Below are 13383 nucleotides of genomic sequence, written 5' to 3'. Positions count from 1 at the left end.
CGCCTCGGGAATGGATGTCGAGCGTGGCAATGGCCGGATGTTCAGTTGGCTGCCCATGTACCACGACATGGGCCTGGTCCAGGTGCTCGGCGGTTTGGTCTACGGTGCGCCGGTCGGTCTGATGAGCCCGCTGGGTTTCCTGCGCGATCCGCTGTCGTGGCTGCGCCATATGAGCAGCCACGGCTCCACTGTTACCGCAGGTCCGACGTTCGCCTACCGTGCGGTCGTGGAAGCGTTCGGCCGGGCCCCGGACCGGGCCGGGCACATCGACTTGGGCGCATTGCAGTACGCCTTCGTCGGGGCGGAACCGATTGTCTACCAGACGCTTCGGCACTTCACCGACACGTTGGCACCGCTGGGACTACGCCGGGATGTCCTGGTGCCCTGCTACGGGATGGCCGAGTCGGTGCTGGCGACCACGTTGGCCTTGCGCGCGGCACCGGAGGGCGCGCGCAACTTCGGCCGGGTCCGAGTCGCCGCCGGCGGCGGCGAGTCACCGGTATCGTGCGGGCCTCCCGTCGAAGGCATGCGGGTGGCCGTCGTGGACTCAGCCGGCCACGAGGTCGAACCCGGGGTGGTGGGCGACATCCGAATCAGCGGCCCGTCGGTGATGGCCGGCTACCGGCAGGCGGACGGTACGGTCACCGCCCCGCCGGAAGGGTGGCACGACACCGGTGATCGCGGATTCCACTGGGATGGTGAGTTGTTCGTGGTCGGCCGGACCAAGGAGATGCTGATCGTCCGCGGTCGCAACCTCCCGCCGTACGACATCGAACGAGTGATCGGCGAGTTGCCGGAGGTGGGCCAGGGCCAGGCGGTGGTGTTCTCGGTGACCGATCAGGTCCGCGGTGGGGAGCGCAATGTCGCGGTGGTGGCTGCCGGTGTCACCGCCGACGACGATCAGCGCTCGGTCCGCGACGAGGCCATGGCGCGGGTGCGCCGGGTTTTCGGCTTCTCCCTGGATGAGGTCGTGGTGGTATCCCGGCGCGCCATCCCGCGCACGACCAGCGGCAAGATTCAGCGGTTGAAGCTGCGGGAGTGGTATCGGGCCGGGCGGTTGTGAGTCACTGCACAACCCAACCTCCAGTCCAACGAGCCCAACCGCATCGTGAGCACCGGGGAGTGGGGCAGGATGCCCTGCAGCGCCGGGGGGTGACGCGCGAGGCACCCTGCTGATCGGTGACATTAGAGCAGTTTCTTTGCGGCCGCAACAATTGCGAATGGAAGCAATTAGGCCAGTCGACGGGGAATTCAAGATCACCCCTGGTGAGATACCGAAACCTGTTCCGCCGGTTCAGTACAACACCTACCTGAACAAGTACGTGATGATGTACACAGACTCAGCCAACAACGTCATGATGCGCACCGCCGAAATGCTGCGGTACGCGCCGATGCAACCCTGGTCCGCCGGCCAGGACATCTACTGGAACATGTCGTCGTGGGGTGACTGCAACGTACTGTTGATGCATATGAGGTTGGTGTGACGCACGCTGGTATGAGGAAGGGAGCGCGACGATGAAGTATCGCGGCACGATGGTGTGTGCCGTGGTGGTCGCCGCGGCGGCGGTGGCCCCGGTGGGGACCGCAGGCGCCGACGTGCTGCCCCCGGCGGTCGGAATGGGGTGCTCGCAGGAGCTCGACGGCGCGATGACCCTACTGCCCGACCAGACGAGCTACGTCATCTGTCAGCGGGCCGGCATGGGCTTGGCGTGGACCCCGGTGCAGACCCCATTCCCGCCCAATGACATCTGGCTCAGCTACGGCCCGGCGATCACCCTGCATGGCCAGGGAATGCGCAACCCCAACTTGTCTGCCGGTGAGTGGACGGCGACGCCGCAGGACGCCGACACCGCGTGTGCTGTCACGCAGACCGATGTGGTTGAGGCGGGTGTCCTTGCGCGACCGCAGGTTTCACAGGGTGAGCAGGGCAAGCCGTTGACAGTGCGGATGGACACTTCGCTGTTCTACGTCGAACTCGCCGGCAATTGCCTCTGGGTGAAGGACTAGTCGACCGACGTCGCCGCCTGACCGGACACAAGGGTCGGCCCGTCGAACACGGGGGGGTTGGTTCGACGGGCCGACGCCAGCAATTGTCGGCCAATCGGACTACAACCGGGATGTTTTCCGACCCGTGTTGAGTGTGGTTTATCTCGCAGAAAATCCGCCGCCGAGTGGGCGGCGGATGTGCTTAGCCGATGAGTCCCCGGCCGCGGGTAGGGCGCTCATCAGGGGCGTTGAGGCCGGCGCTCGCCGATTCCGTCGACCCGCTCGGCGGCGTCGGCCTGGGTGAGGAGAGCGCGTGCCAATTGCCGGGCTTGTGCCGGCGTCAGGTCGAGCGCCACTGTCATCGGCGGTGTGTTTCTGAGCTTGAGGCCGATGCTGGTGGCCGTGCGGCCGTCGGTGGTCTGAACGCCGGTGAGGAACAGAACCACCTCATCGACCTCGACGGCAGGGAACAGATACACCCGGTCGTGGTACTGCGCGTCCCATTCACCGAGCCACTCGGCGCCGGCTGGCGGTGGGGTAGTGGCCTCTGGCTCGATGGGGGTCATGAGGCGTGAAAACCTAACTTGAGCTGCTGCGATCGTGGTGCGCGATACTGGGATTGAACCAGTGACCTCTTCCGTGTCAGGGAAGCGCTCTCCCGCTGAGCTAATCGCGCGGGGTAAAAATCAGAGGTGGAGACGGGAATCGAACCCGTGTGCACGGCTTTGCAGGCCGTTGCCTCACCACTCGGCCACTCCACCGTTGGGGTTTGATGCCAGTTTGCATCCTCGAGCGGATGACGGGATTCGAACCCGCGACCCTCACCTTGGCAAGGTGATGCGCTACCAACTGCGCTACATCCGCACACGCCAGACGAGATCGTCGCCCAGCCGCGATGGTCGACAATAGTCGACTGACGCGACGGCCACAAATCCCGGGTAGCCCGCCGTGTGTTCAGCGGAAATACGCCCCGTGCTAGTCTTCGTGCCGCGGTGGATGGCGTAGGCTGCTACCGCTTTCCGGTCCCGTGGCTCAGTGGAAGAGCGTCCGCTTCACACGCGGAAGGTCGCTGGTTCGATCCCAGCCGGGACCACCACGATTGACCTCGCAGACACGGTACGAATCTGAAGAGACCATCACCGACAGCGCCTTGACTGCTGCCGACGAGCAGTTGGTTTTAACAGCGCGAGTTTTCATCAATCCGGCGTTAACCCGGCATTGGGTCAGCATCAGGGTGTGTCCTGCACCGTGCCGGTCAGCATTGCGATGTCGTTGGCGAGATGGTGGTGGAAGCTCTCGGTGCCGGTGCGTATCCGCATCCGCCGGTTCACTTTCCCCTCTAGAGGCGAAAGCCTCTATTCCTGACTCCATCAGCCCAGCCGCCCCAATTCAGCTCCCCGCTGAACGACCCCTTCCCAGATGCGCCGGATGCGCTAGATTAGGTGAAGTCGCGCTGAGGACATTTCCAGCGCGATTCGCGTCGCAAGAAGATCCGGCGCTTCTTTCTCGAAGTACGTGCCAGGTTCAGACTGAAGCCTTGCAGAAAATCTTTCACGCGCTAGCCCGTGTGCATAAGTGAGGTATGAATCGTGGACCAATCAAGCTCAGCGACAAACGGCGTCGCCACCGCTCCCGGCTGTTCGATCAGTGAGCAGTGGATCGGACGCAGCACGGTGATCTCGGTCTCCGGCGTTCTCGACATGCTCACCTCTCCGCAACTTGAGGCCGCCATCTCGGCGGCACTCCAAAAGAACCCCACCGCACTTGTGGTGGATCTCACTGACGTCGACTTCCTCGCGTCGGCAGGCATGGGGGTGCTTGTCTCGGCCCGCGATCAAACGGCCGGTACCACCGGTTTTGCGGTCGTGGCCAGCGGTCCGGCCACCAGCCGGCCGCTCAAGCTGGTCGGCCTGGCCGAGGTGGTGGGCCTGTACCCGACGCTGGATGAGGCGCGGGCGGCGCTCGGAGAGTAGCGCTCCGGCGCCGTGGGTATACGGCGGCTGAGATGAACTCAGCCTTCTGCCCGTGCCTAGATGCCGACGATGACCGGTTCGCGTTCAACGGCGCCCCGGCCACCCCGACTGCTGCTGCGTGGATCCGCGATGAGTTCGCGCGGTGGCTGCGGCGGAGCACCGATCTCGATGAGACCAGGCTGTGCGATGTGTTGCTCGCGGTCAACGAGACGCTCGCCAACACCGCCGAATTCGCCTACGTCGACGGCAGCTACGGCACCGTCGATGTCGAAGCGGTGCAGGACCCGCGTCGCAACGCCTTGACGGTGATCGTGTCCGACCGCGGCCACTGGCGCGAGACCAACCCGTTTAACCGGCAGCGCCGTCGCGGCCGGGGCATCCCGCTGATGCGGACGCTGGCCGACTCGGTGGTGATCGACACCTCGGGTCTGGGAACCAGCGTCGCGATGCGCTTCGACAACGTCTATGCCGGTTACGACGTCATGGTCGGGGGTGGGCTGAGCGGCCCGTCAGCCCTTGAGCACGCCTATCATCACAGCGATGAGCACTTACCTCGTCGCCGGCGGTAGCCGCGGTATCGGACTGGAACTCGTTGGACTGCTGGCCCCCTCGGCGTCGCGGGTGGACGTATGGTCGCGTTCGGTCGACGGCCTCGAACCCGGCGGCCCGATCCATCACCTCGCCTGCGACATCACCGCGGCCGACTCGCTGCCCGAACTGCCGGAATCCATCCAGGGCGCCGCGTATTGCCCCGGAACGGTCAACCTGAAGAGCTTCCGGGCGCTGTCCGAGGACGACTTCCGCCGCGATTGGGAGATCAATCTCCTTGGCGCCGTGCGCTTTCTGAAAGCCTGCGGACCCAAGCTCAAAGGCGAGGACGGCAACCCGGCCAGCGTGGTGCTGTTCAGCACCGTCGCGGTGGGTCAGGGCATGCCGATGCACGCCTCGGTCGCGGCGGCCAAGGGTGCGGTCGAGGGGCTGGTCCGGTCGCTGGCCGCCGAGTGGGCGCCGAGGATTCGGGTCAACGCCATTGCGCCGGCGTTGGTGGACACCCCGCTGGTCGACCGCATGCTGTCCACACCGGAGAAGCGCGAGGCGATGGCGGCGCGCTATCCGCTCAAGCGGGTCGGCACCGCCGCCGACGCGGCGACGCTGGCGCGCTTCCTGCTCTCCCCGGAGAGCGGCTGGATCACCGGTCAGGTGCTCGGCCTCGACGGGGGCATGTCGACGCTGCGGGCCTGACGTCGCCGGGCCTGAGTGCCCGCCGACGCGACCACCTCCGCGCCATGCCCGCCGGTCAGTTCGAGCACCTGCTCGATTGGCTTCCATCGGCCAGTACCCCGTGATCGCGCCGATCGCCTCGGCCAGTTTGAGGGCCTGCGGATTGCGATCCACCACGATCAACTCCGCCGGGCTGATGGCCTTGAGTAACTGAATCCCGATGTGCCCCAGGCCGCCACACCCATCCGGCGTTGAGCCGTGCCGACGTCACGATGAACCAGGCTGCCCGTGAACTCGCCGATGAGCCGGGCCGCATTATACCGCAAGGTGTCCCAGTAGGACATCCGGGTTAGGTAACTCGCTAATAACAATCTGTTGATCATGAATCAGAAATTATGTGAGTGATATGAAGTGAGTGACCGGTGGCCGGCTGATTCCTAGGCTAGGAATCACCGACGGGAACTATCCCGAACCACCGAAAGGGTAGACAGAGATGGCGATTTCATTCCTCGCTCCAGCAATGTTGGCCACCGCCGCAGCCGCCGCGGCCATCGCCTTCGCGCCCATTGCGGCCGCGGACCGCGACAGCGATTCCAGAGAGGATTCGGGACGCGGGTCCGCGAAGCTGGACACCAGGGATATGGTGCGGCCCGGCCCGCCCGGCGTGGTGTCCCGGCCGAATGCGATCAGCCAGGTGCCGAAGGGCTGGCTCAACGAGGCGCAGTGGGCTCGTCCGGGTTCCGGGTCGAATCCCTTTGGCGCGCAGCCGAAGCCGCCGGTCTTCGCCCTCGACTGAGGGTGCTGAACGGCGCCTACAGAATGGGCCGGCCGCCGGTCACGGCGATCCGGGCCCCGGTGATGTAGCTTGCCCGTCAGCCGCCCGGAGCCGCGGTAGCTCTGTTCGCCGCAGTCGGGAATCGGGTTCATGGCGGCCTGAATGCCCGGCGGTCTCTGCTGTTGTTTGGGGAATGCCATGACCGCGGGGGTACCCCGCCGTGGTCGGTGTGAACCTCAGACGGCGGTCAGGTAGCGGCGGGTGACGATCCGCTGCATCACCCGTAGCGCCGGCGAGCCGAGCCTGCTCCACCACGTCGCGGGCCGGGAGAATGCCGCCACCTCGCTGTAGACCCCGCCGTCGGCGGGGTTGTAGCGCACCGCGAACATCTCCTCGCCGATCACCGCGTGTCCGGGCAGGCTGCCGTAGGCGAAGCCGCGGCGGTTCTCCTCGTCGATGACGTAGACCACCCGGCAGGGCGCCAGAAACGGCCCGAGCCGGCCCAGCACGTCGGCGCCGACCTGGGCCACCTCGGTGCTGGCATCCACTCGCAGCCCCGCGCCGCGCAGCATCCCGTACCGCATCACGTTCTCCGCCGCCTGCTCGAACCGCTCGCGGCCCTGCCCGATCCGCCTGCTCGCCCGCACCTGGTGGTAGCGGGCCGGCATCTGATCGGCGGTCGAGCCGCGCTCGGCGTAGGTGAGCGGCACGCCGGCAAGATCGGCCAGTTTCATTCCTCCACGATGCCCTGATGCGGTCTGCGGCGCACGTAGTCTCGGGGCGTGACAGCCGACAAAACGGACAGACGCCGGTGGACGCACCACCGCGAGCGATTGCGTCAGCGGCGGATGCTGGACTTCTCCTACCGCGTCCTGGTGGCCGTGGTGGGGCTGACGGTGCTGCTCGTCGGCGTGGCCGCAATCCCGTACCCGGGCCCTGGCTGGGCGATCGTCTTTCTCGGCCTGGCCATCCTGGCCAGCGAGTTCTACTGGGCGCGTCGCACGCTGACCTACACCAGGGACCGCTACGACACCGCGATGAGCTGGATGCGTCGACAACCGGCCTGGGTCCAGGCGACGAGCGCGGTGCTGACCGCCGCGGTGGTGGTCGTCACGCTGTGGTTCCTCGGCGCCATCGCCTGGCTGGCCGGCCTGGTGGGTCTGGAGCAACCGCTGCTGCGCAGCCCCATCGGGCTCGGTTCCTGAAGGCTGCCTGGATAGCATTAGCCCGACTGCCGCCGATCCGGTGGCTGAGTCGTTGCTGCCCGAAGTGAAAGTGATCCGCCGATGAGCGCCCCCGCACAACCCGCCCCGCCCGAACCGCTGAAGGTCGCGGCCGGGACCACAGCGGGGGCTGCCGTGCGCGACGCCGGTCTGCCCGGCCGCGGGGAGCCAGGCGCCGTCGTCGTGGTCCGCGACGCCGGCGGGAAGTTGCACGACCTGAGCTGGGCTCCCGACGCCGACGCCGAGGTGACCCCGGTGGCCGCCGACACCGACGAGGGCCGCAGCGTGATCCGGCACTCCGCCGCGCACGTACTTGCCCAGGCCGTGCAGCAGATGTTCCCGACGGCCAAGCTGGGCATCGGCCCGCCGATCACCGACGGCTTCTACTACGACTTCGACGTGCCGGCTGCCTTCACCCCCGAGGACCTCGAAGCCCTCGAGAAACGCATGAAGGCGATCGTCAAAGAGGGGCAGCTGTTCTCCCGGCGGGTGTACGAATCCAAAGACGAAGCCAGGCGCGAACTCGCCGCCGAGCCCTACAAGCTCGAACTCGTCGACGACAAGTCCGGCGACGCCGACATCATGGAGGTCGGTGGCGACGAGCTCACCGCCTACGACAACCTCAACCCCCGCACCAGGGAGCGGGTGTGGGGTGACCTGTGCCGCGGCCCGCACTGCCCGACCACCAAGTACATCCCGGCGTTCAGACTCACCCGCAGTTCGGCGGCCTACTGGCGCGGAAACCAGAACAACGCCAGCCTGCAGCGCATCTACGGCACCGCGTGGGAATCGCAGGAGGCGCTGGACCGCCACCTGGAAGTGCTCGAAGAGGCGCAGCGCCGCGACCACCGCAAGCTGGGCGTCGAGTTGGACCTGTTCAGCTTTCCCGACGAATTGGGTTCCGGCCTACCGGTTTTCCATCCGAAGGGTGGCATCGTGCGCCGGGAGTTGGAGGAGTACTCGCGGCGCAAGCACATCGAGGCCGGCTACGAGTTCGTCAACACCCCGCACATCACTAAAGAGCAGCTGTACATCACCTCCGGGCACCTGGAGTGGTACGCCGACGGCATGTTCCCGCCCATGCACATCGACGCCGAATACGCCGAGGACGGCACGCTGCGCAAGCCGGGGCAGGACTACTACCTCAAGCCGATGAACTGCCCGATGCACCACCTGATCTTCCGGTCCCGCGGCCGCTCCTACCGCGAATTGCCGTTGCGGCTCTTCGAGTTCGGCACCGTCTACCGCTACGAGAAGTCCGGCGTCATCCACGGCCTGACCCGGGTGCGCGGCATGACCCAGGACGACTCGCACATCTACTGCACCCGCGAACAGATGCGCGACGAGCTGGCCTCGTTGCTGCGATTCGTGCTCGACCTGCTCGGCGACTACGGCTTGAACGACTTCTATCTGGAGCTGTCCACCAAGGACCCGGAGAAGTACGTCGGCTCCGACGAGATGTGGGAAGAGGCCACCGCGACGCTGCGGGAGGTCGCCGAGTCCTCCGGGCTGGAACTGGTGCCCGATCCCGGTGGCGCGGCGTTCTACGGACCCAAGATCTCGGTCCAGGTGCGCGACGCCCTGGGCCGCAGCTGGCAGATGTCGACCATCCAGCTGGACTTCAACATGCCCGAGCGGTTCGGGTTGGAGTACACCGCCGCCGACGGGTCGCGGCAGCGCCCGGTGCTGATCCACCGCGCGCTGTTCGGCTCCATCGAGCGGTTCTTCGGCATCCTCACCGAGCACTACGCCGGGGCGTTCCCGGCGTGGCTGGCCCCGGTGCAGGTGGTCGGCATCCCGGTGGCCGACGAGCACGTCGGCTACCTGCGCGACGTCGCCGCCGACCTGCGCGCGGCCGGGGTGCGCGTCGAGGTCGACGCCAGCGACGACCGGATGGCCAAGAAGATCGTCAACGCCACCAATCAGCGGGTGCCGTTCATGCTGCTCGCCGGTGACCGCGACGTCGAAGCCGGCGCGGTGAGCTTCCGGTTCGGTGACCGCAGCCAGGTCAACGGCGTTCCCCGCGAGCAGGCGATCGCGACCATCCGGGCCTGGATCGACGAGCGGCGGAACGTCTCTCCCACAGCCGAATTGGTGAAGGCCGACAGTGACTGACGCACTCATCGAACCCAGCGACGACGATCATTCGCTGCCGCTCATCGACTCGGATGAGAACGGTCATTCGCTGCCGCTCATCGACTCGGATGAGAACGGTCATTCGCTGCCGCTCATCGACTCGGATGAGAACGGTCATTCGCTGCCGCTCATCGACCGGGGACCCGGGGACCCCGACCGGCTGCAGCGGCTGTGGACCCCGCACCGGATGACCTACATCGCCGAATCACCCAACCTGGGCGGCGCCCAAGGGGGTTCCGGGGGGTCCTCGCAGCCGTTCACCGACATCCCCACCATGGCCGACGAAGACGGCCTGGTGGTCGCCCGCGGCGAACTGGTCTACGCGGTGCTCAACCTGTACCCCTACAACCCCGGCCACCTGATGGTGGTGCCTTATCGGAAGGTGTCGGAACTGGAGGACCTCACCGACGCCGAGAGCGTGGAGCTGATGAAGTTCACCCAGAAGGCCATCCGCGTCATCAAGGCGGTCTCCCGGCCCGACGCCTTCAACGTCGGGCTCAACCTCGGCAGGTCCGCCGGCGGGTCGCTGGCCGAGCACCTGCACATGCATGTGGTGCCACGCTGGTCCGGCGACGCCAACTTCATCACCGTGGTGGGTCAGACGAAGGTCATCCCGCAGTTGCTGCGCGACACCCGCGCCCTGCTGGCCGGCGAATGGGCGGCGAGCGCATGAGCGATTTCTACCTCATGACGCGGGCCGCCTACGCCAAACTGAGCGGCCCGCTGGCCCGGGGCGCGCTGCGGATCGGGCTGACCCCGGACACCGTCACCATCATCGGCACGGCCGGTTCGGTGCTGGCCGCGCTGACGCTGTTCCCCATCGGGAAGCTGTTCGTCGGCTGGCTGGTCATCTGGTTCTTTGTGCTCGCCGACATGCTCGACGGCGCGATGGCCCGGGAACGCGGCGGCGGCACCCGGTTCGGGGCGGTGCTGGACGCCACCTGCGACCGGATCAGTGACGGCGCGATCTTCTGTGGCCTGCTGTGGTGGGCGGCGTTCGGCCTGCGCAGTTCCTCGCTGGTGGTGGCGACCCTGATCTGCCTGGTGACCTCCCAAGTCATCTCCTACATCAAGGCCCGCGCCGAGGCCAGTGGCCTGGACGGCTCCGGCGGGTTCATCGAACGACCAGAGCGGCTGATCATCGTCCTGCTCGGCGCGGGGCTCTCCGACCTGCCGGTCTTCCCCATCCCGATGGCGCTGCCGGTGGCCATGTGGCTGCTCGCGGCGGCCAGCCTGGTCACCGTCGGGCAGCGGCTGCACAGCGTGCGCACCTCACCGGGAGCCATGGACAAGATCCCTCTACCGGGGAGCACCGAACAATGAGCCCTCTGGTGCCTCCCCGCGAAAAGCTCACCGACGTGGCGTACGCCACCGGCTGGCGGCTGGTGCGCTCCATGCCGGAACCGCTGGCCCGCAACGTCTTCGACGCCGGCGCCCGCTACTTCACCCGCGACGGCGGGCCGCACCAGCTGCGCAAGAACCTGGCCCGGGTGATCGGCACCACCCCCGCCGGGGTGCCCGACTCGCTGATGCGCGCCTCGGTGGCGTCCTACGCCCGGTACTGGCGGGAGGCCTTCCGGCTGCCGTCGATGGACCTGGCGGCACTGGCCGATCGGCTCGACGCGGTGTTCATCGGCGCCGAGCACTTCGCTGACGCGCACCGCGCCGGCCGCGGTGCGGTGATGGCGTTGCCGCACAGCGGGAACTGGGACATGGCCGGGGTGTGGCTGGCCCAGAACTACGGCACCTTCACCACGGTGGCCGAACGGCTCAAACCCGAGTCGCTCTACGACCGGTTCATCGAGTTCCGGGAGAGCCTCGGCTTCGAAGTGCTGCCCTTGACGGGAGGAGACCGGCCGCCGTCGGAGGTTCTGTGTGAACGGTTGCGGGACAACACGTTCGTCGCCCTGATGGCCGACCGCGACCTTACCCGTTCCGGGGTTCCCGTCGAGTTCTTCGGCGAGCCCACCCGGATGCCGGCCGGTCCGGCCAAACTGGCGATCGAGACCGGTGCGCCGCTGCATCCAGCGCACGTCTACTACGACGGCGCGGACTGTATGGTGCAGGTCGACGACGCGCTGGACATCTCCTCCGGCGACGTCCGCGTGATCACTCAGGCGCTGGCCGACCGGTTCGCGGTGAACATCGCCGCCCACCCGCAGGATTGGCACATGCTGCAGCCGTTGTGGCTGGCGGACTTGAGCGAGAAGCGGCGCGCCTACCTCGAGGAATCCTGATGCGCATCGGGATGGTGTGCCCGTATTCCTTCGACGTCCACGGCGGGGTGCAGGCCCACGTGCTGGACCTGGCGGCGGTACTCCACAAGCGCGGGCATGACGTCAGTGTGCTGGCGCCCTCCTCGCCGAACGTGGACCTGCCCGACTACGTCGTCTCCGGCGGCAAGGCCGTCCCGATTCCCTACAACGGCTCGGTGGCGCGGCTGCGGTTCGGGCCGGCCACCCACCGCAAGGTCAAGAAGTGGATCGCCCGCGGCGACTTCGACGTGCTGCACCTGCATGAGCCGAACGCTCCCAGCCTGTCGGTGCTCGCGCTGATGATCGCCGAGGGCCCGATCGTCGCGACGTTTCACACCTCCACCACAAAGTCGTTGGCGCTGGGCATCTTTCAGGGCATCCTGCGGCCCTGGAACGAGAAGATCGTCGGGCGCATCGCGGTCTCCGATCTGGCCCGTCGCTGGCAGATGGAGGCGCTGGGCTCCGACGCGGTGGAGATCCCCAACGGCGTCGACGTCGATTCCTTCGCCTCGGCCCCGCCTCTGCCCGGCTACCCCCGCCCCGGCAAGACGGTGTTGTTCCTGGGCCGGTTCGACGAGCCGCGCAAGGGCATGGCGGTGCTGCTGGGTGCGCTGCCCGCGCTCGTCGAGCGCTTCCCCGAGGTCGAGATCCTGATCGTCGGACGCGGTGATGAGGACGATCTGCGCGAGCAGGCCGGGGACCTGGCCGGGCACCTGAAATTCCTCGGTCAGGTCGACGACGCCGAGAAGGCTTCCGCACTGCGCAGCGCCGACGTGTACTGCGCCCCCAACACCGGCGGCGAGAGCTTCGGCATCGTTCTGGTCGAGGCGATGGCGGCCGGCGCCGCCGTGGTGGCCAGCAACCTCGACGCGTTCCGGCGGGTGCTCTGCGACGGCGAGGCCGGACGACTGGTCACCGTCGAAGACTCCGCGGCACTAGCGGCGGGGCTGATCGAGGTACTGGGCGACGACGAGCTGCGAGCCGGTTTCGTCAAGGCCGCCACCGCGGCCGTCGGGCGCTACGACTGGTCGGTGGTGGCCGACGAGATCATGCGGGTCTACGAGACGGTGGCGGTGCCGGGCGTCAAGGTGGTCGTGGCGGGCGCCTCGGCCAAGAGCGCAGCGGCCGAGAGCGCGGCTCCCTGATGACCACGGTGCTGCTGTGGCTGGCCGTCATCGCGCTGGTGCTGGTACTGGTCGGCATCGGCGTGTGGGCCTACCAGACCGCCAACCGGCTGGACCGGCTGCACGTCCGCTACGACCTGTCCTTGCAGGCCCTCGACGCGGCTCTGGGCCGCCGCGCGGTGGTGGCGCGGGCCATCGCCGCCGACGCCTACGGACCCGGCCCGGAACGCGCCGAGCTCGCCGCCCTGGCCGACGCCGCCGAGCGCGCGCCCCGATGGACCCGGGAGGGCTGCGAGAACGAACTGTCCACAGCGCTGAGCCAGATCGACATCGAGGCGATTCCACCGGCGCTGGTCGACGAGCTTGCCGAGGCCGAATCGCGGGTGCTGTTGGCCCGGCGCTTTCACAACGACGCCGTCCGCGACACCCTGGCTCTGCGGGAACGCCGACCGGTCCGCTGGCTGCGGCTCGGCGGACATGCCCCGCTGCCCTGCTATTTCGAGATCGCCGAGCCCGCGCAGCGATGAGTTCCGATATCGCGCAGTCAGCACAGCGATGAGTTCCGATATCGCGCAGTCAGCACAGCGATGAGTTCCGATATCGCGCAGTCAGCACAGCGATGATTCGGCAGAGCAGGATGATCCGCACCTCGGCGCGGGTGGTTCTGCTCGACGACGACGCCGCGGTGCT

15 protein-coding genes, 4 tRNA genes and 3 pseudogenes are annotated in these 13383 nt (G+C 67.4%); 15 read left to right on the top strand and 7 right to left on the bottom strand.

From position 1 onward, the window contains the following. From ADBZ6I_RS10885 to ADBZ6I_RS10875, 3 genes are all read left to right on the top strand, one after another. The coding region (locus tag ADBZ6I_RS10885) for an AMP-binding protein (RefSeq protein ID WP_526383653.1) at nt 1-1063 on the top strand (1063 nt) is incomplete at its 5' end. 157 nt (nt 1064-1220) lie between these two features. Next, the gene (locus ADBZ6I_RS10880; protein WP_526383651.1) at nt 1221-1484 is read left to right on the top strand and encodes a hypothetical protein; all 264 of its coding nucleotides are present in this window, start codon (nt 1221-1223) and stop codon (nt 1482-1484) included. Between the two features lie 31 nt (nt 1485-1515). Beyond that, entirely contained in the window at nt 1516-2007 is a 492-nt protein-coding gene (locus ADBZ6I_RS10875) for a hypothetical protein (RefSeq protein ID WP_526383649.1), read from the top strand. 218 nt (nt 2008-2225) lie between these two features. Here the strand turns inward: ADBZ6I_RS10875 and ADBZ6I_RS10870 are convergent, their stop codons facing one another. From ADBZ6I_RS10870 to ADBZ6I_RS10855, 4 genes are all read right to left on the bottom strand, one after another. After that, nucleotides 2226-2552, bottom strand: a complete 327-nt coding sequence (locus ADBZ6I_RS10870) for a hypothetical protein (protein WP_526383647.1) — start codon at nt 2550-2552, stop codon at nt 2226-2228. 35 nt (nt 2553-2587) lie between these two features. Then, nucleotides 2588-2662: transfer RNA gene (locus tag ADBZ6I_RS10865), tRNA-Val, on the bottom strand. A gap of 14 nt (nt 2663-2676) precedes the next feature. Beyond that, nucleotides 2677-2747, bottom strand: a tRNA-Cys gene (locus tag ADBZ6I_RS10860). A 30-nt stretch (nt 2748-2777) separates the two neighbouring features. After that, nucleotides 2778-2850 (bottom strand) — tRNA-Gly (locus ADBZ6I_RS10855). A gap of 157 nt (nt 2851-3007) precedes the next feature. On the opposite strand from ADBZ6I_RS10855, the gene ADBZ6I_RS10850 reads away from it, so the two are divergent. The 4 genes from ADBZ6I_RS10850 to ADBZ6I_RS10835 all read left to right on the top strand — a co-directional run bounded on the left by ADBZ6I_RS10850 (nt 3008) and on the right by ADBZ6I_RS10835 (nt 5201). Beyond that, nucleotides 3008-3082, top strand: a tRNA-Val gene (locus tag ADBZ6I_RS10850). 493 nt (nt 3083-3575) lie between these two features. Further along, nucleotides 3576-3959: an STAS domain-containing protein gene (locus tag ADBZ6I_RS10845; RefSeq protein ID WP_526383645.1), complete on the top strand. Its 384-nt coding sequence runs from the start codon at nt 3576-3578 to the stop codon at nt 3957-3959. A gap of 32 nt (nt 3960-3991) precedes the next feature. Further along, the gene (locus tag ADBZ6I_RS10840) at nt 3992-4528 is read left to right on the top strand and encodes an ATP-binding protein (RefSeq protein WP_526383643.1); all 537 of its coding nucleotides are present in this window, start codon (nt 3992-3994) and stop codon (nt 4526-4528) included. Then, nucleotides 4500-5201 (top strand): SDR family NAD(P)-dependent oxidoreductase, encoded by a 702-nt coding sequence (locus ADBZ6I_RS10835; protein ID WP_526383641.1) that lies wholly within the window; start codon nt 4500-4502, stop codon nt 5199-5201. Before ADBZ6I_RS10840 ends, ADBZ6I_RS10835 begins: the two co-directional genes overlap by 29 nt. Before the next feature lie 29 nt (nt 5202-5230). On the opposite strand, the pseudogene ADBZ6I_RS10830 reads toward ADBZ6I_RS10835, so the two are convergent. Continuing rightward, a pseudogene (locus ADBZ6I_RS10830) lies at nt 5231-5423 on the bottom strand (zinc-binding dehydrogenase); the annotation flags it as partial. A gap of 250 nt (nt 5424-5673) precedes the next feature. Between ADBZ6I_RS10830 and ADBZ6I_RS10825 the strand changes: the two are divergent. Continuing rightward, entirely contained in the window at nt 5674-5976 is a 303-nt protein-coding gene (locus tag ADBZ6I_RS10825) for a hypothetical protein (protein ID WP_526383657.1), read from the top strand. 68 nt (nt 5977-6044) lie between these two features. Here the strand turns inward: ADBZ6I_RS10825 and ADBZ6I_RS10820 are convergent. Together ADBZ6I_RS10820 and ADBZ6I_RS10815 are read right to left on the bottom strand one after the other, a co-directional pair. Continuing rightward, a pseudogene (locus tag ADBZ6I_RS10820) lies at nt 6045-6155 on the bottom strand (NAD(P)-dependent oxidoreductase); the annotation flags it as partial. 36 nt (nt 6156-6191) lie between these two features. Beyond that, a complete protein-coding gene (locus ADBZ6I_RS10815) occupies nt 6192-6689 on the bottom strand; it encodes a DUF1990 domain-containing protein (protein ID WP_526383639.1) in 498 nt (165 codons plus the stop codon). A gap of 48 nt (nt 6690-6737) precedes the next feature. On the opposite strand from ADBZ6I_RS10815, the gene ADBZ6I_RS10810 reads away from it, so the two are divergent. The 7 genes and pseudogenes from ADBZ6I_RS10810 to ADBZ6I_RS10780 all read left to right on the top strand — a co-directional run. Then, nucleotides 6738-7160 (top strand): TIGR02611 family protein, encoded by a 423-nt coding sequence (locus tag ADBZ6I_RS10810; RefSeq protein WP_526383637.1) that lies wholly within the window; start codon nt 6738-6740, stop codon nt 7158-7160. 81 nt (nt 7161-7241) lie between these two features. Next, nucleotides 7242-9293, top strand: a complete 2052-nt coding sequence (thrS, locus tag ADBZ6I_RS10805; protein ID WP_526383635.1) for a threonine--tRNA ligase — start codon at nt 7242-7244, stop codon at nt 9291-9293. A 106-nt stretch (nt 9294-9399) separates the two neighbouring features. Next, complete coding sequence (locus ADBZ6I_RS10800) at nt 9400-9987, top strand: ATP adenylyltransferase (protein WP_526383655.1); 588 nt, start codon at nt 9400-9402, stop codon at nt 9985-9987. After that, the gene (gene pgsA, locus ADBZ6I_RS10795; protein WP_526383633.1) at nt 9984-10637 is read left to right on the top strand and encodes a phosphatidylinositol phosphate synthase; all 654 of its coding nucleotides are present in this window, start codon (nt 9984-9986) and stop codon (nt 10635-10637) included. Before ADBZ6I_RS10800 ends, pgsA begins: the two co-directional genes overlap by 4 nt. Beyond that, nucleotides 10634-11551: a phosphatidylinositol mannoside acyltransferase gene (locus ADBZ6I_RS10790; protein ID WP_526383631.1), complete on the top strand. Its 918-nt coding sequence runs from the start codon at nt 10634-10636 to the stop codon at nt 11549-11551. The genes pgsA and ADBZ6I_RS10790 overlap by 4 nt, the downstream gene beginning before the upstream one ends. Beyond that, nucleotides 11551-12714 carry a glycosyltransferase family 4 protein gene (locus tag ADBZ6I_RS10785; RefSeq protein ID WP_526383629.1) on the top strand — a complete coding sequence of 388 codons (1164 nt, stop codon included), beginning with the start codon at nt 11551-11553 and terminating at the stop codon, nt 12712-12714. Before ADBZ6I_RS10790 ends, ADBZ6I_RS10785 begins: the two co-directional genes overlap by 1 nt. Then, nucleotides 12714-13214, top strand: a pseudogene (locus ADBZ6I_RS10780) (LemA family protein); the annotation flags it as partial. The gene ADBZ6I_RS10785 and the pseudogene ADBZ6I_RS10780, both read left to right, overlap by 1 nt. Between the last annotated feature and the right edge of the window lie 169 nt (nt 13215-13383).

The sequence above is a fragment of the Mycobacterium sp. genome, from assembly GCF_044342925.1.
Taxonomy (GTDB): Bacteria; Actinomycetota; Actinomycetes; order Mycobacteriales; family Mycobacteriaceae; genus Mycobacterium.
The sequence above is the reverse complement of the archived record's forward strand: the minus strand, read 5'-3'. Positions and strand labels throughout refer to the sequence as shown.